General features: G+C 42.5%; 19 protein-coding genes. 10 read left to right on the top strand and 9 right to left on the bottom strand.

The genetic code is table 11. The annotated features are described in order from the left end of the window. Positions 1-47 precede the first annotated feature (47 nt). Complete coding sequence (gcvT, locus tag ACED28_RS10915; protein WP_029223950.1) at positions 48-1,181, top strand: glycine cleavage system aminomethyltransferase GcvT; 1,134 nt, start codon at positions 48-50, stop codon at positions 1,179-1,181. Between the two features lie 315 nt (positions 1,182-1,496). Next, a complete protein-coding gene (locus ACED28_RS10910) occupies positions 1,497-2,654 on the top strand; it encodes a trypsin-like serine protease (RefSeq protein ID WP_017097961.1) in 1,158 nt (385 codons plus the stop codon). A 140-nt stretch (positions 2,655-2,794) separates the two neighbouring features. Here the strand turns inward: ACED28_RS10910 and ACED28_RS10905 are convergent, their stop codons facing one another. Beyond that, positions 2,795-3,133, bottom strand: coding sequence for a hypothetical protein (locus ACED28_RS10905; RefSeq protein ID WP_371709840.1), 339 nt, complete (start codon positions 3,131-3,133; stop codon positions 2,795-2,797). Positions 3,134-3,332: 199 nt separating this feature from the next. Here ACED28_RS10905 and ACED28_RS10900 point away from each other — a divergent pair, with 199 nt between their 5' ends. Continuing rightward, positions 3,333-3,650: a helix-turn-helix domain-containing protein gene (locus tag ACED28_RS10900; protein ID WP_009845174.1), complete on the top strand. Its 318-nt coding sequence runs from the start codon at positions 3,333-3,335 to the stop codon at positions 3,648-3,650. A gap of 176 nt (positions 3,651-3,826) precedes the next feature. Here the strand turns inward: ACED28_RS10900 and arfB are convergent, their stop codons facing one another. Then, positions 3,827-4,237 carry an alternative ribosome rescue aminoacyl-tRNA hydrolase ArfB gene (gene arfB, locus ACED28_RS10895; protein WP_012600691.1) on the bottom strand — a complete coding sequence of 137 codons (411 nt, stop codon included), beginning with the start codon at positions 4,235-4,237 and terminating at the stop codon, positions 3,827-3,829. 87 nt (positions 4,238-4,324) lie between these two features. Between arfB and ACED28_RS10890 the strand changes: the two genes are divergently transcribed. Further along, the gene (locus tag ACED28_RS10890; protein WP_371709839.1) at positions 4,325-4,930 is read left to right on the top strand and encodes a beta-phosphoglucomutase family hydrolase; all 606 of its coding nucleotides are present in this window, start codon (positions 4,325-4,327) and stop codon (positions 4,928-4,930) included. A 68-nt stretch (positions 4,931-4,998) separates the two neighbouring features. Here the strand turns inward: ACED28_RS10890 and ACED28_RS10885 are convergent, their stop codons facing one another. The 4 genes from ACED28_RS10885 to ACED28_RS10870 form a co-directional block, all read right to left on the bottom strand. Beyond that, positions 4,999-6,903: a diguanylate cyclase gene (locus ACED28_RS10885; protein ID WP_371709838.1), complete on the bottom strand. Its 1,905-nt coding sequence runs from the start codon at positions 6,901-6,903 to the stop codon at positions 4,999-5,001. A gap of 240 nt (positions 6,904-7,143) precedes the next feature. Beyond that, on the bottom strand, positions 7,144-8,892 hold the full coding sequence (locus ACED28_RS10880; protein ID WP_371709837.1) for a formate--tetrahydrofolate ligase: 1,749 nt from the start codon (positions 8,890-8,892) through the stop codon (positions 7,144-7,146). 294 nt (positions 8,893-9,186) lie between these two features. Beyond that, the gene (locus ACED28_RS10875; RefSeq protein WP_017097957.1) at positions 9,187-10,491 is read right to left on the bottom strand and encodes an inosine/guanosine kinase; all 1,305 of its coding nucleotides are present in this window, start codon (positions 10,489-10,491) and stop codon (positions 9,187-9,189) included. A 143-nt stretch (positions 10,492-10,634) separates the two neighbouring features. After that, a complete protein-coding gene (locus ACED28_RS10870) occupies positions 10,635-11,111 on the bottom strand; it encodes a CreA family protein (RefSeq protein ID WP_017097956.1) in 477 nt (158 codons plus the stop codon). 248 nt (positions 11,112-11,359) lie between these two features. Here ACED28_RS10870 and ACED28_RS10865 point away from each other — a divergent pair, with 248 nt between their 5' ends. The 3 genes from ACED28_RS10865 (at position 11,360) to ACED28_RS10855 (ending at position 14,660) form a co-directional block, all read left to right on the top strand. Further along, entirely contained in the window at positions 11,360-11,854 is a 495-nt protein-coding gene (locus ACED28_RS10865) for a hypothetical protein (RefSeq protein ID WP_029222777.1), read from the top strand. 60 nt (positions 11,855-11,914) lie between these two features. Beyond that, positions 11,915-13,723 carry an HD domain-containing phosphohydrolase gene (locus ACED28_RS10860; RefSeq protein WP_017097955.1) on the top strand — a complete coding sequence of 603 codons (1,809 nt, stop codon included), beginning with the start codon at positions 11,915-11,917 and terminating at the stop codon, positions 13,721-13,723. A gap of 208 nt (positions 13,724-13,931) precedes the next feature. After that, complete coding sequence (locus ACED28_RS10855) at positions 13,932-14,660, top strand: HAD-IA family hydrolase (protein ID WP_371709836.1); 729 nt, start codon at positions 13,932-13,934, stop codon at positions 14,658-14,660. A 427-nt stretch (positions 14,661-15,087) separates the two neighbouring features. Here ACED28_RS10855 and ACED28_RS10850 read toward each other — a convergent pair whose 3' ends face one another. Beyond that, positions 15,088-16,512, bottom strand: a complete 1,425-nt coding sequence (locus tag ACED28_RS10850) for a methyl-accepting chemotaxis protein (RefSeq protein ID WP_017100523.1) — start codon at positions 16,510-16,512, stop codon at positions 15,088-15,090. Between the two features lie 148 nt (positions 16,513-16,660). After that, the gene (locus ACED28_RS10845; protein ID WP_371709835.1) at positions 16,661-17,884 is read right to left on the bottom strand and encodes an aromatic amino acid transport family protein; all 1,224 of its coding nucleotides are present in this window, start codon (positions 17,882-17,884) and stop codon (positions 16,661-16,663) included. A 447-nt stretch (positions 17,885-18,331) separates the two neighbouring features. Here ACED28_RS10845 and ACED28_RS10840 point away from each other — a divergent pair, with 447 nt between their 5' ends. The 3 genes from ACED28_RS10840 (at position 18,332) to ACED28_RS10830 (ending at position 20,595) form a co-directional block, all read left to right on the top strand. Next, the gene (locus ACED28_RS10840; protein ID WP_017059831.1) at positions 18,332-18,460 is read left to right on the top strand and encodes a hypothetical protein; all 129 of its coding nucleotides are present in this window, start codon (positions 18,332-18,334) and stop codon (positions 18,458-18,460) included. A gap of 194 nt (positions 18,461-18,654) precedes the next feature. After that, complete coding sequence (locus ACED28_RS10835; protein ID WP_017100525.1) at positions 18,655-19,266, top strand: ACP phosphodiesterase; 612 nt, start codon at positions 18,655-18,657, stop codon at positions 19,264-19,266. A gap of 57 nt (positions 19,267-19,323) precedes the next feature. Beyond that, positions 19,324-20,595, top strand: coding sequence for a DEAD/DEAH box helicase (locus ACED28_RS10830; protein ID WP_012600681.1), 1,272 nt, complete (start codon positions 19,324-19,326; stop codon positions 20,593-20,595). A 206-nt stretch (positions 20,596-20,801) separates the two neighbouring features. Here ACED28_RS10830 and ACED28_RS10825 read toward each other — a convergent pair whose 3' ends face one another. After that, the gene (locus ACED28_RS10825; protein ID WP_371709834.1) at positions 20,802-21,533 is read right to left on the bottom strand and encodes a TetR/AcrR family transcriptional regulator; all 732 of its coding nucleotides are present in this window, start codon (positions 21,531-21,533) and stop codon (positions 20,802-20,804) included. Between the last annotated feature and the right edge of the window lie 78 nt (positions 21,534-21,611).

Raw genomic sequence — 21,611 nt, 5'->3', positions numbered from 1 at the left:
CGGCAGACTCGATTTTGGACAGCCTGCAACGCTTCATGGAGAATAAAATGACTCAAGAACACGCTAATCAAGACCTACTAACAACACCACTGCATGCACTTCACGTTGAAGAGGGTGCAAAGATGGTTCCTTTCGCTGGCTACGATATGCCAGTCCAGTACCCACTTGGTGTAAAGAAAGAGCATTTACATACTCGTGATGCTGCTGGTCTTTTTGATGTTTCTCACATGGGGCAACTTCGTCTACATGGTGTAAACGCAGCTGCTGTCTTAGAATCGTTGGTTCCTGTAGATATTATCGACCTTCCTTCTGGTAAACAGCGTTATGCGTTCTTTACTAACGAGCAGGGCGGCATTATGGATGACCTGATGGTTGCTAATTTAGGCGACCACCTATTCGTTGTTGTGAATGCAGCTTGTAAGACACAAGATATCGACCATCTAACGGCGCACCTTCCAGCTGACGTCGAAATGGAAGTGATTGATGACCGCGCTCTATTAGCCCTTCAAGGCCCTAAAGCGTCTGAAGTTCTTGCTCGTTTCCAACCTAGCGTTGCAGACATGTTGTTCATGGACGTTCAAAAAGTCGATATCGATGGCGTTGAATGCATCGTGAGCCGCAGTGGTTACACGGGGGAAGATGGCTACGAGATCTCTGTTCCTAACGATCACGCTGAAGCACTGGCACGCAAGCTAACATCAGAAGCGGAAGTTGAGTGGATTGGCCTTGGTGCTCGTGACTCACTTCGTCTTGAGTGTGGTCTATGTCTATATGGTCACGATCTAGATACAACGACAACGCCAGTAGAAGCCAGCCTTCTATGGGGCATTCAAAAAGTGCGTCGTACAGACGGTGAACGTGCAGGCGGTTTCCCTGGCGCTGATATCATCCTTGAGCAAATCGCAACCAAAGATGTTCAACGTAAGCGTGTTGGTCTTGTTGGTCAAACTAAAGCGCCAGTACGTGAAGGCGCTGAGCTGTTCGATGCTGAAGACAACAAGATTGGTGTTGTAACAAGCGGTACAGCGGGGCCTAATGCAGGCAAACCTGTTTCTATGGCATATGTACGCACTGATCTAGCAGTAATTGGCACTGAAGTATTCGCTGAAGTTCGTGGTAAGAAGCTACCAATGACAGTAGAAAAAATGCCATTCGTACCTCAACGTTACTACCGTGGCTAATCTCTTTTAAGAGCAACTATTAAGCTAAACAAAGCCTACTGTTTGATTCTCTGTATAGAGAAGTTCAATGGTAGGCTTTTTTGTTTAAGCCTGTCTCCCTTTTTATGAACGTATCTATTTTTATAAACGTATCTAATTTTAAGAGCGTATAACTTTCTATATCGCTACAAGCGCGGCGACCTGAAAGTTCGTTTTTTTAAAACGAGACATATGGCTATATCATTAAAATTGCTTACTATAATATTAGTCGTAACGTGTTATGGTGACGATTCATCATTTTTGTAAATAAGTAGTAAGGGTTACAAGGAGTTATCTATGAATGTTAACCATACAATGAGTCCGGTTCGTAAAGCCGTTTTAGGGCTGTTAGCTCCATTGATTTACACATCAAGTGTTATGGCGACGGAAAACTCGGTCGAAAGTGCTCCAAATGTTGGTGTTTCACCTTATATTATCAATGGTAGCCCCACAACAGATGCAGAACTAACTAATACTTATCCAACGTTTACTAGCCTGTACTTTCATGATGGTTCAAAATTTTCTAACTACTGTGGTGGAACCATTATAGATGCACAATTCGTGCTTACCGCTGCCCATTGTGTGTATGAAAGTTACGCGTGGATGCTTAATACTTGGGTTGTTCCAGGAATGGCAGATCAAACAAAATATAACAACGGTGGATACCAATCAGCACGAGTCGAAAAGATATATTATCCAAGTGACTATAGTAATAATCTTGATCCCATCAACGGGAAAGTATTACCAAACGATATTGCTATCTTGAAACTCAAAACAGCCTTAAATGTACGAGACTACTCTTCTTCAATTAACTCTACATTCGACAATGTCTATGCATTGAATCGTGGTCAAGATACGTTTAAGGCAGTTGGCCGAGGCTTGACGAGTCATATAACTGATGACCAAGGCAAAACTGTTTCTAGAACTGCTACCAATGTAGTAAATCAAGCGAATTTAACCTTCGATGCTACAAATAGCTGTAATTCAACAGACAAACAGCTTTGTTTTGATGGAGCGCAGTTCAATGGATACAAAAACTCGACCTGTAATGGTGATTCAGGCGGTCCTGTCTATTGGTGGGATGGGGTTAGCTATCAGCAAATAGGCATTACGAGTTACGGGCCAGCTACATGTGGAAGCCTTACTGAAAAATACACGTCTGTTTTTACGGAAGTTTATGATTATGCAGGATGGATAGATCGAGTTGTTTCAGGCACTGAAAACGCAACTTTTGAAGTTAGAAGTACACCGAGTTCTCGTGTTCTCGTACGAGTGAGCGATGGTGAAACCGTTGATTCATCTTCTGCTTTGTTAAATGAAACGTCAATGCCGAAGATAAGCCTATCGGGCGGGTCTAATTCAGGCACCAACTCAGGCTCTAGTAGCGGCGGTTCTTTGGGGTTCTTGTCGATATTCGCGCTTGGTTTACTTATTTTAAGAAGACAATCTATTTAAAGTTAAGTAGACGTTCATCAGAATGATTGAGGGCTATACCTCGACAGGTTGTTCATTTAAGCATTAATGAAAGAAGTCTTAGATTAAGTCGACGCTAAAAAGCATCAGCGTCGACTTGGTTATTTCGGTGTACTATCGCTTCAAACTTGTCGATATGCCTGCTTATTGATTTTCGCCTTCCTGCTATACCTTTCGACAATTTCATCCATTTGCTTTATGGCATCGTTGATATTTTGAATACCACCTTGTACAACACCTTTCTCGCTTTGGTTCAATGCAGAAAAGACCTGTTTTAATTCTTTATCTTCCAGCATATTTCCGTGTAACAGCACTTCTTTGTAAGTCAGTAATCTCTGCTGTACCGCAACAATTTCATTACGGGTATCTTCTGATTCTAAAGCCTGTTGTATGCAAGGAAATGCCAATTTATAGAGATTCGCAATTTCCAATTTCACGCTATCATTATTCGCAATTTGCAATTTTTCTTATTTCCTAGCTCTTGATAATTCAAACTTATCTGCCCGTGAGTTAACGCCGTTGTAAGTATGAAAGTCCATGAAACGTAACGTTTTTATCGGCCGAATAATATGCCTTTAATCGCTTATGTAAACTGTTCTAAGTCAATATGGTCTGCTTCTTGCTGAAATTAGGTCATAACTGTCTATTCTGGAGGTGCTTATGTCACAAGAACCTATAGTCATTGCGCTGATTGAGCGTAGGAAGCTAGGCAATTGGTCTCAAGAAAAATTAGCGGCTAGCGCAGGGATGAGCTTGAAAACCTATCAACGAATTGAGCGGGGAGAGGCTGATATCAAAATGTCTCAGTATCGTTCGATCACGAGAACCTTGAAAGTTACGGACTTGGATGTCGTACTCGACGTTGTAGGAGCGTCTGAAGCAGCAGCGGAAGATGTAGCTGCTGCTAGTCGTTTGTTAACCAGTGAAGAGCGAATGCTGTTGATTAAACTGATTTTGTCGGTCAAAAAACAGAAGTAGCGTTTTGTTCTAATAGACACTTTCTAATCAATAGTATTGCGAATATGTAGCCTCAAAGAACCAGTCTTCGAATAAATTGTCTACGAATAAACAATGTCAGGTATCGTCTTTTGTCCAGCTAGTTAGAGCTAAAATGATTGTTTCATGGTGAGGTGCTCACTACGGACATGAAACAATTAGTCTACTCTTCCGCGAAGTTGTTTGGTGGTGCTTCTTTGCTTTTTACTTTCTAAACGTCTTTTTTGAGAGCCGCGTGTTGGCTTGGTTGCTCGTCTCACTTTTTGAACTTTTGTTGCTTCTAAGATCAGCTCTTTCAAACGTACCAAAGCATCGTCTCGGTTTTGCTCCTGAGTTCTGTACTGTTGAGCTTTAATGATAATCACACCATCTTTAGTGATACGACCATCTTTATGTGCCAGGAGTTTTTCTTTATAGAAATCGGGTAGGGTTGAGTGCTTTATGTCAAAACGTAAATGTATCGCACTCGATACTTTATTGACGTTTTGACCTCCGGCTCCTTGAGCTCTGATCGCGGTTAGCTGGAGTTCCCAGTCTTGAATTGAAACAGAGTTAGATATTTGTAACATAAACATCCATTTTGAACAGTAATATGGGGTCATGATACTGAATATTGGGTATGGTATCAGTAACTTTCTTAAAGAGTGGTAGTAGTGATGAAAATTGATTTAACGGCGTATGAAGGATTAATCTTTGATATGGACGGTACGTTGATCGATACAATGCCAGCACATGTGAAAGCATGGCAACAAACGGCGGAAGAGTTCGGCTTTTATTTCGAAGCGTCTTGGCTGCATAGCTTAGGTGGAATGCCGAGTTATAAGATCGCGGGTGAGGTAAATAGTAAGTACGATTTATCGCTCGACCCACAAGCGGTTTCTACGTTTAAAATGGCTTCGTTTGCAGCTATTGAAGACAAAGGAGATATTATCCCTTGTACGTATTCTCTTTTGATAGACCATCTCGGTGACAAGAAGATTGCGGTTGGAACGGGCAGTCAACGCAAGAGCGCAGAACAACTGTTAGATAAAACGGATATCTTGAGTAAGTTGGATATCTTAGTGACAGCGACAGATGTGAAGAATCATAAACCAAACCCTGATACTTTCTTAGCTGCTTGTTTTGGTATGGGTTTACAGCCAAAGCAGTGTGTTGTGTTTGAAGATACTCACCTTGGTAAGCAGGCAGCCCATGCTGCGAATATGGATTGCATTCTGGTAGTCGAAGGGAATACGCTTGAGTTCTACCCCGCACCGAGTTGATTGTTAAGTGAACGACTCTAGAGTGAAATGAACAAGTTAGCGGGGCGGTGGTGCGACTCAGGCTTCTGCTATGCAATTTCGCTCATTTCGCTATCAAGGAACAAACATACACTGTTTCTACCTACTGCTTTTGCTTCGTATAGTGCTAAATCGGCGCACTTATAATTGAGTGCAGGTTCACCTGTTAGGTTGGTTATTCCGCCACTTATTGTAACGACGTTGTCGAACTCGATACTGATCGCGATTCTCAGCCTATTAAGCACATAGTCGGCTTCTTGTGGTGTCGTGTGAGGCAAGATAACCCCAAACTCTTCTCCACCAATACGAGCCACGAAATCGGTATCTCGGCATTCACGTTGCAGTACCTGTGCTACGATTTGAATCGCTTTATCGCCATAATCATGTCCAAACCTATCGTTAATGCGTTTGAAATGGTCAATATCCAATATGGCTAAGCAAGACTGCTCGCGAGTAGGGTAACGACTAACGCGAGAACACTCGTCACGAAGCTCCAGGTCGAACTTTCGTCTATTCCAACAGCCAGATAGTGCATCTTTTTCGCTAAGGTTTCTCAGTTTATTCTCGAGCTCTTTGCGTTTGCTGATATCAACAAATGATGCAACATAAAATTGAATCACATCTTTTGAGTCTTTGATGGTTTGTATTCGAAGAATTTCCGTGATGAAGGTGCCATCCTTTCGTCGGTTCACCACTTCGCCTTCCCACATCCCTGTCTCTTTAATGACGCTCCACATTTTAATGTAGAACTCTTCATTATATCGGCCAGCGTTAAACAATGAAGGCTGTTTACCTTTTACATCTTCTAACTCGTAGCCACTGACACGGGTGAACTCTTGGTTTACTTTTATGATTCGGTTATTTTTGTCTGTGATTAATAGGGCAGACATACCGTTCATTGCTGCTTTGGCGAGTTGGCTTTCGATACTGTTCTTTTTATGATTTCTGTTCCACAGTACGAAACCTGCAGAAATCATTGAAATCAATATCGAGAGTATGATTATCTGAACGACTATGGCGTGATTTTCTTGTTGAAACTGAGTGTTAAATTGATGTTCTTCAATATGAAGAACCATATAAATTGGTCCTTCAAACTGCTTAATCTTAGGGCTGATGTCAGAGTGAAAATACCAGTTTTTACCATCAAAATAGCTGGATGAGGTGCCGCTTTGAATATTCTGCCACAGGCCTGGGGCTAGTTTTGCATACGTCTTGTCTGAACGTGATTCAATCACATGCCCAAATGAATCCTCAGGGTCGGGACCCATGATGACATGACCAGTATTATTAAGGATGACCGGAACTGTCGCTGATGTACCTATCTGGTAATGTAAGCGATCATAGATCTCGCGCATATTTAGGTTAGCAATGAAATAGCCAATAATGTGCTCCCCTACAGTGACAGGCGTCATAATGCGAAGTGTCGGCGAAAAGGGGCGAACTAACTCTCCATTTTCAACTTCTAGATCAATGCCTGTAGCTTTAACTTCTCCAATCTCTAATTCTTGTAGCTTTTTGTAGTAATCACGAGAGGATTTGTTTTGTAACTCGTGGTCTGGAGTGACACTTGCGTGGCCATCTTTATAGTTGACGCGGAATACTTCATTAGCGTCTAGATCTAGGAAACGCAGTTGAGAGTAGTATTGTTGCCCGTGTGCCAATACAACCCACAGATCCTGCAGTGCTTGTTTGTTAGTAACTGAAGGCTCGGAAATGGAACGAAGTAGGGTCTGTGAGGCGGCAATAGAGGGAACCGCGTTTGATATTTGCTCAACAATAATAGCGAGTTGATGGAAGCTGTATTCGATTTGGTTTTGATTAGACTGTTTGATGTTTAGCGCATACTGGGCTTCAACCCGTTCAAATTCAGAGTTTATATAGAGAGCAGGGACTAATCCTAGGACAAACAAGGTACATAGAAATTGGCTGATCAGTTTTTTTATACTCGTATTCATCACTGTCCTCGAAAAATCAGCGCAATACTATATATTTTGTAGGCCTATTAATGTGATCTTGACCCAAAACTTATAATCAGATGTGCATATTATTTCGTTTTTAATGAAATTTATTGCACTTGGGGTGTTAATTGAGCAATTAGGTATCAGAAACGAGACCTGTCCGCAAATATAATGGGGAGCATAGTACGGACAGGTTATTCTAGATAAAGCGGATTTTTAGCCTATGTCTGGTCGTAATTAACTTAAGCCAACGATGTTTCCTTTGCTATCAATGTCCAACGACATAAAAGCCGGTTTATCCGGTAGGCCTGGCATGGTCATTACATTGCCGCACAGCGCGTAAATAAAGCCAGCACCAGCACACAGTTTTAGCTCCCTAACGGGTACGTCAAACTGAGATGGTGCACCTTTTACGTGTGCTTCTGTCGAGATCGATAGTGGTGTTTTTGCTAAACAAACCGATAGGTCGTTATAGCCATGCAGTTTGAATTCGGCCAGTTGTTTTTTAGCCAGTGGAGATAGCGAGATACTTGCTGCGCCATAGCCAACTTCAGCGACGGCCATCAGTTTTTCTTCTAGGCTTTGCTTTGAGTGATACAACGGCTTAAATTCACTCTGTTTTTGGCAAGCTTTTACTACGGCGTGAGCCAATTTAGTCGCCCCTTCGCCACCCTGACCAAATGCTTCGCTTACTTCAACACTAACGCTTGGGTCGAAGTCGGTGATCATCTGTTTCAAAGCATCGAGCTCTTGAGCTGAATCTTGTGGAAATCGATTGAACGCAACAACGGTAGGCACTTGGTATTGCTTAACGCTGTTGATGTGCCATTTAAGGTTCTCAAACCCTGCAATAAGCGCGTCTTGGTCATCATTAAAGATTGAATCTGGTAGCGGAGTTCCTGGTCTCAAATCGTATAAACCTGAGTTGGCTTTTAGACCACGTAATGTTGCGACAATAACAGCACAATCTGGATTTTTTTTCGATGCTTTCACTTTGATGTTACATGCTTTCTCAAAACCCATATCTGAGCCGAAGCCACCTTCCGTCACGACAAAGTCACTTAGCTTTAACGCAACCTTATCGGCAATAATAGAAGAGTTACCGTGTGCGATGTTAGCGAATGGCCCGGCGTGGATTAGGGTAGGAACCCCTTCAAGGGTTTGCATCAATGTTGGCTCTATGGAGTCTTTCATTGTGACTGTCATAGCACCTGCTACGTTGAAGTCATCTGCAGTTAATGGCAAGCCTTGGTTGTTGTATGCGAGTACCACTCGTCCGATACGCTTTCTTAAATCTTGGAGGTCATCAGTGAGAGCAAGAATAGCCATCAGCTCTGAAGCGGCTGAGATGTCAAAGCCATCCTCGCGCTCAAAGCCATTCATTGTTTTGTCTGCTTCGTTCTTGCCAACCGTGATCATACGCAGTGCGCGGTCATTGTGGTCAAGTACACGTCGCCACACGATTCTGCGTGGGTCGATATCCAGAGCTTTTAAGCCTGAGCGAGCCTCAAAGGCTTCTAACCCTTCACGTTGCTCATGATACAAACGAGCGTCAATAGCGGCAGATGCGAGGTTATGAGCGACTGTTACGGCATGAATGTCGCCAGTCAGGTGAAGGTTCAATTGCTCCATTGGGGCAACTTGTGAATAGCCACCGCCGGCTGCACCACCTTTTACACCAAATACCGGGCCCATTGAAGGTTGGCGAATGCAGGCCATAGCGGATTGGTTAATCTTTGCTAGACCTTGTGCTAGTCCGATAGTGGTGACGGTTTTGCCCTCACCAAGAGGCGTCGGTGTGATGGCCGTAACCACGACTAATTTACCATCTTGTTGGCTAGCGAGGCGTTCAAGTGATGTGAGAGACACTTTAGATTTGTATTGCCCTAATGGCTGATGTTCGTTGTGGTGCAGGCCAGCTTGCTTGGCAACTTCACTGATGTTTTTAAGGGGAGTAGAGCGACAAATATCAATATCAGACAGCATATTTGATCCTTATATCAGAACCGAAAGGTGGTACGTAAACGTTTGCGTGGCGATAGTACTGTATAAATTTGCCAAGTAAAGGCAAACCACATCAATTATGTGCTGGAAGATAACAGATCTAAAGAGTCATTGCGCGAGATCAAATCTTAAACGAGCAAAATATTCGATCTGATTACCTTCAGCTGCCGTTATATTGGTGTTGAATACAAAAAGGGCTGCATATAGCAGCCCTTCAAGGAATGGGTAATCCAACTTGGCGTTAACCTCTAAGAGTTAACTACCTAATAGAGTCGCTTAACGATCCCAGTATGTTTCTTCTAAGCTATCTTCGCGTTCAGGTAGTGCACGAGAAAGGCGAGGAGAGTGCTGAGTCAACACTTCATAGCTTACACGGTTTGAGTACTTACAAATTTGAGACAGAGAAGAATACGTTAGACACGAGTGCTCGTGCTTTTCTGAGTTTGGTACATTCACGTGGTGGTAGCTGTTTGCTGCCATGTCGTGTAAAAGTGCAGAAAGTGCACCATCACCAGCACCATTGGTGTTTTTAATTTCGCGCGGGCCACCAAGATAAGGGCCAATGTGAGAGTAGACTTTTACCGGATCTTGACAGTCTTGCTTACGCATAGCACGGCTGAACTCGAATTTATTGAACTCAGGAATGTTACCCGGTAATAATGGCAGAGTGGTTTCGCGTTTCGCAGGCTCGTCAGTGTAGCCAGCCATGTATAAACCGATAGGGCCTGCAGTACAGAGAACGAGGTCAACCCACTCAAGTGCTTTGTTAGCAGCTAGAAGCGGATCTTTTTCACCCGTTAACGCTTCACCTTCGTCTTCGTTCATCGCGACGATGGTTACGTTTTCTTTCAGATATTCTTGCCACCATTCCGCATTACCTTCGATCACGTACTTAGTACCAAGTGTTAGTACAACTGGCACATTGTGCGCTTTCGCGTATTCAATCGCTTTTTGTACCGCTTTTGGCATCGGATCTTCAGGTTTGCCGCGCATTAGGTATGACGACACAACCAATGCTGATGCTTTCTCGAACACTTTTTCAGGAACGCTTTCAGGAAGCAGTTGGTTCATGTGGCCTTCGTTGATTGCAAACGTACGTTCACCATCTTCAGAAATAAGCGTGTAGCAACGACCAATAGGACCATCAACCGTTTGAAGGTGATTTAGATTCATACGAGAAGAAGTGCGGCAAAGGTAACGATAACCAAATGAGCCAACTTCAATCTTCTTAGACATAACGCCGAGCAATACAGATTTACTGTCTGCAAGTACGGAATAGTTGTGCAGTGTGTTGCCGATAGTATCGCCAGGGTATTGATGCGTGATCAAACCGCGCTCAACTAACTCTTCGTACAGCGCATCTGCTTTACTCTCTTCCAATACCAGTGAGTGACCTTTACTCAGCTCATATTTTTCAAGGAACGCGTTATCAACACGGGCTTCGATATCAACAATCGTTTGACCAACACCGACAATTGTTGCGCGGTGAAGCTTAGGCGTTTGTTGCATTTGGTTGACCAACGGATCACGTGCGTGAGTTGGAAAGTAGTGTTTAGATTTACGCTGTCCAGGAAACTTCATATGAAAAATACAGTGAAAAAATTTTGCCGAATGATATCACATTTTGTTTCTGATTCTTTCATTTTTATTACATTTAGAATCACCTGTACGATGTCTGTACAGGTGACTCGTTTTACTTTTCGCTTGAGGGCATTTACGTGAGCCTATTCCGCTGGGAGGAGTGTTGCTGGATCAACGTAAGCCTCAGTACCCCATAGGGGAACGGTTGAAAGGCTATGCTTGAAACTGCCTTCTGTTTCTTTGGTGGTGTATGACAAGTAAAGCAGCGATTGATTCTCTGCATCGTAGATACGACGAACCTTCATTGTTTTAAAGAAGATACTTTTTGATTGTTTGAACACCACTTCACCAGATTTGCTTTTGTCTATTTTAGCAATCATTTCTGATGTAATTTCACCGGTTTGACGACAAGAAATAGAGCTATCGCTTGGATCGGAAAGGCTAAGGTTTGCTTCGATTGAAGCGATATGACAAGTCACACCTGCGATTTTATCATCATCTAAAGAAGACATTTTGATATCCTTCATTGTGAAGAATCCAAGAGAGACGTCGCCAACCTCGTTGTCCGAACAGCCAGCCAACATTGTGATGATACCCGCTGCTATTAAGGCTTTTTTCATAAGAAGTCCTTTTTATTTATAGAGTTCTGTTTACTATAAGGATATTGAAAGCTTGAATACGAGTGTAGAGCTTTTCGTTAAGTTCTTAAAGGATGTTGTTGGATAATGGAAAATATGAAGCATTTAAAGTACTTGTTGGCCTTGGTCATGCTCTGTATGCTCTGTGCTTGTAGCTCGGCACCTCAGTCGAATATATGTCTTCCAAATAGCTGTGACATTTGGGGATACTAACCGTAGGTACTAAAAGAATGAATAACGAAATACCTGAAATTGTACAGAAGAAAAACCAATGGCTGTTTAGTCAACTCGATATTGCCTACCCCGCAAAAGAGAGCCTGCTAGGCCGAGAACTTTATCAAAGCAAACTCCCGTCCAAGACATACCAACTCCTCACCCAAGATCAAACACCTTCCCAAATTGATGAACTGCATAAAGTCGACTTCCATAAACTGACCGTACTTTTTTCACTTAACCAAGCCAGCGCTTACCAAGATGAAACCGAAAGGGCGTACATGTTAGAGTTTTTGAGTCAGATTATGTTATCTGACGAACATGTCTTATACATAGGGACTCAAAATGGTGATGTAGCAGCGAGCGCTATCGTTACAGAAGCGGAGGATTCTCTGCTAATCTCAGACGTTGTGGTTGGAAGTGGTCAAAGTATCAACGCTTTTGCTAAGCAGATCCTTGATTTTTGGGCACAAGATCATGCTTCTCGCGATAAAGTGTGGGTCGAGAACTAAAGGTTCTTTGAGAAAGCGTTAATCTAAGTAAAATACCCCGTCTTATTTAAAGGGTATTGTATGTACAAGCTATTGTTCTCAATCGCTGTATTGTGTGTTAGCGCTTATTCTTCACTCAGTTTTGCTAATGACTGGGATATCAAACGCATCCTAGTTTTACACTCATACGAACCTTCTTATCAGTGGACCGCTGACTTCCAAAAAGGGATAGACAGTGCGTTCAGCCAATCTCAAGCCGAAGTTAAACTCTCAATCGAGTATTTGGATTCAAAGCGCGTCCATAGCCCTGAGTACTACGATTCTATCGCAAACTACTTACGTACCAAATATGCAGATTATAAGTTTGATGGTGTAATCGCGACTGACGACAACGCGGCTAACTTCCTTGAATCTCTGCCTAGTTTGATCGATCGCTCCACACCTGTCGTTGCTGCCGGTATTAACGATTTCAGTACCGACATGTATTCGGTGTCTGATAGAGCAACCGTGCTTTATGAGAACGATCAGATAGACGTCAATATTGATCTAATTTCGAAGTTAAGACCTAACCTAAAAATACTGTATTTCATCAATGATTACAGTGTCACTTCTGAGTTAATTCGCAAAGAGATGAATCGCGTGATGACTGAGTTCCCTAATATCACATTGGTTGAAATACGCGATTTATCGTTAGTGCGTACCCGTCAGTTTTTGGAAGGTATCTCTGCTGATGACGCGGTTTTGCTCAGTCATTACAATACCGAATTGAATCGAGGCGTGTATCATACTTATCAAGAGGTTTCGGATACTTTGTCTAAAGCAAGTGCTGCTCCAGTGTTTGCTTTGTGGCAGTTCTATATTTCGGGAGATGTACTTGGTGGCTATGTGAATCACTCTCAAAGCATGGGTGAAGAGACGGTTAAGGCGCTCGATAAGTACCTACCTCTTGGTTTCGACGAACCTTTAACTCCAGGTGAGAACAAACGTTTTGTTTTCAATTATCCAGCGATGACAAATTTCGGTATCCGTGAGAGTGCGCTACCTGATGAGGCTGTATTCATTAATGAGCCTTCATCCTTTATTCGTAAAAACTTTCAGTTGCTATTGGGATTGTCGATGGTCATTGCAGGTTTGAGCCTGATTATTTTGATGCAATTTGTCACTCTACGCCAAAAGAAAGAACTGGCTAAAAAGAGCAAACGAATCTTAAAACTCCAGAAACAAACACTGAATATTCAAAAAGATATGATTCATGTTCTCGGAGAGGCGATTGAAACTCGCTCTGGCGAAACCGGTAATCACGTTAAACGTGTCGCCAAGTTGTCTGCGTTGCTTGCTAAGTATCGTGGCTTGAGCCATCGCGAGGTCGAGATGATAGAGATCATCAGTCCGATGCATGATGTGGGTAAGATTTCAGTCCCAGAATCAATCTTGGATAAACCAGGTAAATTGACCGAGCAAGAGTGGGAAGTGATGAAGCTTCACACAACGGCAGGCTATAACTTACTGAAGAGTGGAGCCGGTGATATTACCAATCTGGCTGCTATCATTGCCAACGAGCATCATGAACGTTGGGATGGGGCTGGATATCCTAATGGCAAAGTGGGTGACGAAATTCACTTGTTTGCCCGTATTACGGCCGTCGCGGATGTGTTTGATGCACTACTCAGTGCCCGTTGTTACAAAGAGCCGTGGCCATTAGAGATGGTTATCGATTTGTTCGAGAGAGAATGCGGCTGTCAGTTCGACCCTGAGCTTACTCAGTTACTACTGAGCCACTTACCCGAGTTTGTTGCTATCCGTGATTCGTATCCAGATACCATCACCGCTGAATGTCGCATTGAATTAACGGATAAACCTATTGTTATTGAAGAATTGGCCGTGAATTAACGGTTTATTGGCAAATAAAGTCGTGATTGGTGACGCTCAAAGTATATTAATTTAATGAGTGCTGTTGCTTATGGTTAAGCATAAAGTGATCCACTGCATATTTCGCGTAGAGAAATAAGGGGCGATAGGTAAAGTGTTACCTTAATCATCACGCGTATTGAAAGAACACTATAGGATAAAACTTGAATTCAATGCGAGTGAGAGAGCTATGCGGTTAGAACAAACTAAATGTGTAATTTTCGATTGTGATGGAACACTCATCGATAGCGAGAAGCTGTGTTGCCAAGCCTTAGTGAATGTGTTTTCTTGCTTTGGGGCTAAGTTAAGCGTTAATGACTGCTATGTGCACTTTCAAGGTGGGAAGCTAGCTGACATCTTAATGGATACGCAAGCACGTTTAGGGCTATCTATCTCCATCGATACACTCGAGCCGCTTTATCGCACTGAATTAGAAGCCTTGTTCCAACGCCATTTAAAGCCGATGGATGGTGCTATTGAGCTTATTGAATTCCTCAAGCAACAAGACATTGAGTTTTGTATCGCTTCCAATGCGCCTAAATATCGAGTTGAATCCTCATTGGCAATGACAGGAATGCTCGACGACTTCAAAGGCAAAGTATTTTCAGCTTTTGATGCTAATAGCTGGAAACCGGAGCCCGACCTGATCATGTATACCGCAATGAATATGGGCTTTTTACCAAACGAATGTATTTATGTTGATGACACGGTGAAAGGCATTGAAGCAGGGGTTCGTGCGGGTATTCAATCTTTTAGATTGCGACCAACGTTTGAAGGTTCATTGAGTGATAATACCGAAGCCGACATAGCAGAGCTAGCGGCTCAGGATATTTACAGTTTGGAAGAAATATCGATTTGGATTAATGGCAAGCGCTGCTCAAGTGGTGGTATACCGCACTCTGGAGCTTTGGTGGGGTAAAGCCTAATTGAAGGCTGACTACTTTGCTTAATTGTGTTGTGTGGAAACCACATGCAGCACAAGTGAACTTCTCTCCACTTTCTGAAAGTAGATATTCGTCATGTTGGCATAAAGGGCATGTGATATCGTCGGTGTATGGTGCATCTGTTTTATTCATTATGTGTCACCTGCAGCAAAAGGGTAAGCGAAAATAAGACCCGTTCAAATAGATTACCCCTAAGCTCGATTATTAGACAGTTTTGGCTCCTCTTAATCCCTCCTTTGCGACTTACTTCATGTTAATAACTGAGGAGTATGGTTTTACCATAGTTATTAATCAGCACCAATAAAAAAGGACTCTATATGAGTCCTTCTTAGGTTTGTTCTTAATTCTGAGCATTAAGCATTAAGCATTAAGTGCAAATAGTTGATAGTTATTTGCCAAGTGCTAAGTGCGGTATCTTGCCAAAGTTTGAGACAGAGAAACCGATGCTTCAGTCAGCTTAGATACGCCCTTTGAAGAGTTTTGAGCGACATCTTTGATTACGTCTGATTGGCCTCGTATATCATTAAGCTCAGCAGCGATGGTATTCGCTACGTTGCTTTGTTCATCAGCTGACGTTGCTATTTGTAGACTCATGTCAATTAGCGCTTGTGCGGAATCTGCAATCGAGTTTACGTCATCACCGATATGTGAAATGAGTTGGCTACTGGTTTGCGCTTGATCAACCGTTTGCACCGTGATCTTAGCAATATTTTGACTCTCTTGCTGTAAGCGTTCAATCATCGTTTGGATCTCAACTGTAGCGGATTGAGTTCTGCTAGCAAGCGTTCTCACTTCATCAGCAACAACGGCGAAACCACGACCTTGTTCACCCGCACGAGCTGCTTCAATCGCGGCATTTAGCGCAAGTAAGTTGGTTTGCTCTGAAATTGCGTTGATCGTGGTGATGACTTCGTTGATTTGGCTTGTATTTACATTCAAGCTCGTAACAGAAGACGAGGTTTGCTCAATCAAAGAAGAAAGGGTGGTTATCTCTGAGATTGCTTGCTGAACCATAGCATGGCTATCATTGATTTGTTGAGCATCTTGCTCTGCTTGCTCTGTAGAGCGCGCAGAGATATTAGATACTTCATTCGCTGATGCCGTCATTTGATCCATTGCCGTTGCAACAGAGTCTAGAGATGAATTCTGGCTCATAATCTGTGTTTCACTGCGCTTCATCTCTTTTTCGAAAGAAGCTGACGTTTCACTCAGTGTCGCTGCGTTTTGGTTTACGTTATTGACTAGTTCACTTAGCGTATCCATTGAACGGTCAAGGGCGCAACCAATCGTACCAAACTCATCTCGGCCCGGATGGAAGCCAAGGCGAGATGTTAAATCACCATCACCAATCTTTTGAGTGGTTGAGTAAAGAACCCAAAGTGCGCCACCTAGGAAGGTTGCAACCCAGTAACAGAAAAGACCAAAAGGCAAACACCATAAAAGACTGAGTAATAATGTGTACAGAGCTTGCTGCTTTTGGTTCTGTGTATCAGTAGTTGAAACGGTAAGAGAGTAGTAGTTGCCATCTTGTGCCAGTGCCGTAGCAGTCACCGAACCCGTGTTTGAAATAGTGGTTTCTTGAAGGCGTGTTTGTTGGCTAATAGAACGAACCGAAGCTGGGGAATCTGACGCTGATAAAATGCCTTGCAACTGATATTCAACCTGCTGTTTTGCACTCGCGTCAATTTGTTCCATATTGTTGACGTAGTTGAGGCCAGCGAGGCTTGCCACAGCGGCAAAAAAGATCAAGAAAATGACCCAAAACTTGTCGTTAATAGACATTTTAATAAACAGTTTGTCTATCGTTCTAAATTGTACTTCTTTCATAAAAACTCCACGGTAAATCCTTTACCGTGGACTCTAAATAACCGACCTCAATAAAAATGTGATTTCGATCGACTAATTATGAAAATTAATGATAGCAATATATCGTTCATGAGACATCAATCAAGTATTTTTGCTCTCGATGGGTTTATTAGCCTAATGATGGTAATAACCCTACTGAAATAAGGATTTGAATTGCAATGATAAACACGCCAACGCTACCCGCTAAAAACAGCGCTTTGCTTCCACCTAACACTTGGTAAGTTGATTCTGTAGCGTGAGGTTTTACTATTAAATCTGTGTAACGAACTTTGTATACCATTACTGTCGGCAGCAGAATTGCGAGCACTGAAAGTGCAATGGCAGCGTAACCCAAAGCCATGATAAAACCTTGTGGGGAGAACAAGGCAAAACCTAATGGTGGTAAAAAAGTGATAGCGGCCGTCTTAACGCGTTTGGCATTGCCTAGTTTCTTGCTTAGAGAGTCCCCCATGAATTCAAATAACCCCAAGCTCACGCCAATAAAAGAAGTAAGAAGTGCAAGGTCAGCAAATACACCCACGATCAAGCTTAAGTTTGATTGATGAACAGTTTGCGATAGTGAGACTAGAAGCGCACCCAAGCTAGTATCAGACAATAATTGCTCTTGGCTAACCACACCCAACGTAACACTCTGCCAGAAAACATAGATGACCAAAGGCAGTGCAGAGCCAATAATCATGACCTTACGTAAAGAGCGAACGTCACCATCCAGGTATCGAACAATTGAAGGGATGCTGCCGTGGAAACCAAAAGAGGTAAACACAACCGGTATCGCAGCAACAATCAGGCCTTGATGCAAAGGCATGCTCATTAGGTATTGAGAGGTGATGTTTGGTGCAAGGAAACTGAGTACCAGTACCATCGCAATCAGTTTAAGTCCGAATAAAACGCGGTTAACTTTATCAACACTGTGTGTACCAATCGTCACAACTCCAGCAACTAACAGTGTAAATAGGAGTGTAGTGACTTGGCCATTGAGTTCAATCCCTGCGATATCCGAGATACGTTGGTTAAACTGCGCACCGCCACCTGCAATGTATGCGGCACACAAAGCGTAGAAAAGAAACATCACGGCGAAGCTTGCGATCCACTTTCCTTTCGTTCCCAAAATCGTGTGAGCTAACGTGTGTAGAGTTGCGTCCGATTCAGCGAATTGATGAAGCTCTACCATTAATAATGCGGTGAAGGCCATGAGAGCCCATAAGCCAAGCATTAGAAATAGTGAGGTTGAAAAGCCAATTCCTGCAGATGCGAGTGGAAGAGCGAGCATGCCGGCACCAATGGTTGTGCCTGCAATGATCAAAGTACTACCAAAAACCTTTGATTTATTCATTGTATATAATTCTTTACGTTAGGGTGGGTTTTCGTTGTGTTTCTTCTGGTCTAAGAGAATAAACCCAAAGAATATCTCGATTTTCAAGTATCTTGATTGAGTTTAATTCCAAATGCAATGTTTAATGTAATTAAAAATATCCACTGTATATTAATATGTACAGTGGTTGGTGCGTAAGGAACTAAAAATGCTTAAGCAAACGTTTGAGTGTGATTTGCATCAAAATTTATAGGGTAATTTGTTGTAATTGGTGTAAGGTGACAGTACATATGTCGTTCGCGTATGCCCCTTTAGCGTAAACAAGCGTTAATGATCGCGAGTAGCTTCAAGCTATAAATATGGAATGGGTAGAGTAGAGTGCGTTCATCAAAGTGACATAATATAAGTCCAAGATGGTGCACTAGTTAATCGGACAACATGTCCACACCAAGGAATAGAGGGGGCACTATGAGTGACCAATCTTATAATGACGAAAGTCTAGAGTTGTTAGATGCTATGGAAATTGGTATCGATTTATCTGACTATGAACAGACGGTTAAACAATTAGCAGAAGAGCTTTTCAAGTCTTCGAACTAAGTTTTTAAAATCTTTAATTAGGTTTTACTGAGCTAAAGGTTTCTGTAGTTCAACGTTCTCAAATTAAACAATTCTTAAACTGAGCAAATCTCATTAGCTCACACGTCATAACAAAACTATCCTCATTAAAGTTCGCGAAGATAAACGAGTACGTTTACCATGTTACTTAGTTCTCGATACTTTAATGAGGTTCAATGAACTTTCTCGCACACCTCCACATCGCCAAGCATTGTAAAAGTAACTTAGCGGGTAATCTGTTAGGTGACTTCGTTAAAGGCGACCCTAGTAAATACTATTCAAACTCACTTTCAGACGGAATAAGACTTCATCGATTCGTTGATAGCTATACTGATCTTCATGATGTGTCTCGTTCTGCAAAATCGCTTTTCTCACACCAAACACGACGCTTTGCACCTATCGCACTCGATGTATTTTGGGATCACTGCTTAGCCAATCATTGGGCTCAGTTCTCAACGCAATCACTTGAGCGCTTTTGCGTAGACAGCCATCAACAGATCTTTGAACACCAAGAGCCTCATTGGCCTGAGCACTTCATTACTGTTCACCAGAAAATGGCAGAACAACGTTGGTTGCTAAGTTATCAAGACATGCCTTCCATTGAGGTGGTATTGCAACGCATGGCTTTGAGACGGCCAAAGCTTGGGATGCTTAAATCTTGCTATCACGACCTAGAACATCACTACAACACGTTGCAGTGTCACTTTCATAAACTTTATCCTAGTGTTTTAGAAGAAGCGAAGCAGTTTAATTCGCTTCAAATGAAGAAAAATCAAAAGGAAAGGTAAACAGCGTAATGCAGGTTTGCTACAATCCGCGCCTATTTAATCTTTGAGCATCATACTATGTCTGAATCTACAAAATCTTTTAACCAACTAGGATTATCTGAGCATCTTCTTGCTACGCTATCAGAGCTTAACTTTACGGCTCCTACCAGTGTTCAAGAGCAAGCGATTCCATTGGTATTAGAAGGCAAAGATGTATTGGCTGGTGCTCAAACGGGTACAGGTAAAACGGCCGCATTTGGTTTGCCAATTATCCAAAGATTAATCGAGACAAAAGACAACGTTATTCCAAACCCGAAGCTAGTTCGTGCGCTTGTGTTGGTACCAACACGTGAACTAGCGCAACAGGTTTTCGATAACGTAACCAGCTACGCAAAGGGTACCGACATCAAAGTCGTGGTGGCTTACGGCGGCGTTAGTATGAAGGTTCAAACTGAAAACCTACGCGGGGGAGCTGATATTCTTGTCGCGACTCCGGGCCGTCTTATCGACCATATGTTCACTAAGAACATCATGTTGAGCCACACTGAAGTGTTGGTACTGGATGAAGCAGACCGCATGCTAGACATGGGTTTCATGCCTGATATCAAACGCATTCTTTCTCGTATGAATGAGGTGCGACAGACTCTGTTCTTCTCTGCGACGTTTGATAACAAAATTAAAGCTCTGGCACATCGAATGATGCAGTCGCCAAGCGAAATTCAAGTGACGCCAAAAAACAGCACCGCTGACACCGTTACCCAGATGGTTTATCCAGTTGATAAATCGCGCAAGAGTGAATTATTGGCTTATTTGATTGGCTCAAAGAACTGGCAACAAGTGTTGGTGTTTACTAAGACTAAGCAGGGTACCGATGCTCTCGTTAAAGAGCTTAAGCTAGATGGCATTAAAGCGGCATCAATCAATGGTGATAAGAGCCAAGGTGCGCGCCAAAAAGCACTGGATGATTTCAAATCAGGTAAAGTACGCGCGTTAATTGCAACCGACGTGGCAGCTCGAGGTATTGATATCCAGCAGCTAGAACAAGTTGTGAATTACGATATGCCATTTAAAGCGGAAGACTACGTTCACCGTATTGGTCGTACTGGCCGTGCTGGCAACAGTGGTTTAGCGATCTCTTTGATGAGCCAGGATGAAGCTTATCTTCTGGGTGACATTGAACGCTTACTTGATACTCGCTTGCCTCAAGAGTGGTTAGAGGGCTTTGAACCAAGCCTAGAAAAAGATCTAGCCCCCGATCGAGGTGGTCGCAGTAAAAGTCGCTCATCAGAAAAACGTAAGATGAAAGCGAAACTTAAGATTCACCAAAATCGCGGTAAAGCGCGTCGCTAAACCTGCTGGCGGTTGCATCGTTTGTGATACTGTAAAAACTAAGCAGACTTGCTCAGACATAAAAATGCCCCGTTACTGTTATCAGTAGCGGGGCATTTTCGTTTTCGTTTTCATTTTAAGCACTAAGCACTAAGCACTAAGCACTAAGCACTAAGCACTAAGCACTAAGCATGAAACTTGAAGCCGCGATTTTAGTGTTTGTTTTGCTAATGTTCACATTTCCACACACAAGGGACTTCATAAATAAGCTCTTCAATCGAACTTGTATTCAATACCCATTCATCACTGATATTGAACGTACTGATCATTTGCTTGTTGAACAATTGCCAATGATTTAACAATGCTTCTTCAGGGGTCGATTGCATGACGCCTTCATTCCATGTGCTTTCCATGAAAGGAGTAAGACATACCGCTCCGTGCGCATACATGATCATTTGCCATTTAATTTCGTAAATGTTGATCAAATTATCTGGATTCGCATCATTATATTCATCTGCCAACATATTGATTTGTTTTTCGATATCACCAACATTGTCGATAAAGTAATCGACCAAGTTGTCTTTTTGGCGAACAGAGTCGGTGATAAGTTGCATTGGTTTGCGTGAGTGAATCATGTTGCTAAAGAGGCGCATACTGAATAAATAGATAGTAATGTTTGGCGCGACGCCTTTTGGTAATTCTTCTACGATTTTAGCAATGTATGACTGAAAATAATCATGTAAACAATCACTTATAGCATGCCAGATTTTCTCTTTGCTACCAAAATGGTGGCGAATAAGGCTATGAGATACGCCTGCTTTCTCACTGATGTTACGAAGAGAAACACTGTCATAACCATGCTCACAGAACATATCCGCAGCTACACCCATGATCAAAAATCTCGTCTCTTCAGCGTCTTTCGCGCTTCTTCTGCCTTGTTTCTTTTCAGTCATCTTCATTTCTACATTTACCTGATTACCACATTCTACACTGTTTTTCTTGAAATAAAAAATACTGCACAGGTGGAAAGTAAAGCT

Origin of the sequence: Vibrio sp. 1F253, assembly GCF_041439295.1 — a bacterium.
GTDB lineage: Bacteria > Pseudomonadota > Gammaproteobacteria > Enterobacterales > Vibrionaceae > Vibrio > Vibrio tasmaniensis_A.
Note: the sequence above shows the minus strand (reverse complement) of the source record. Positions and strands in the feature narration are given on the sequence as shown.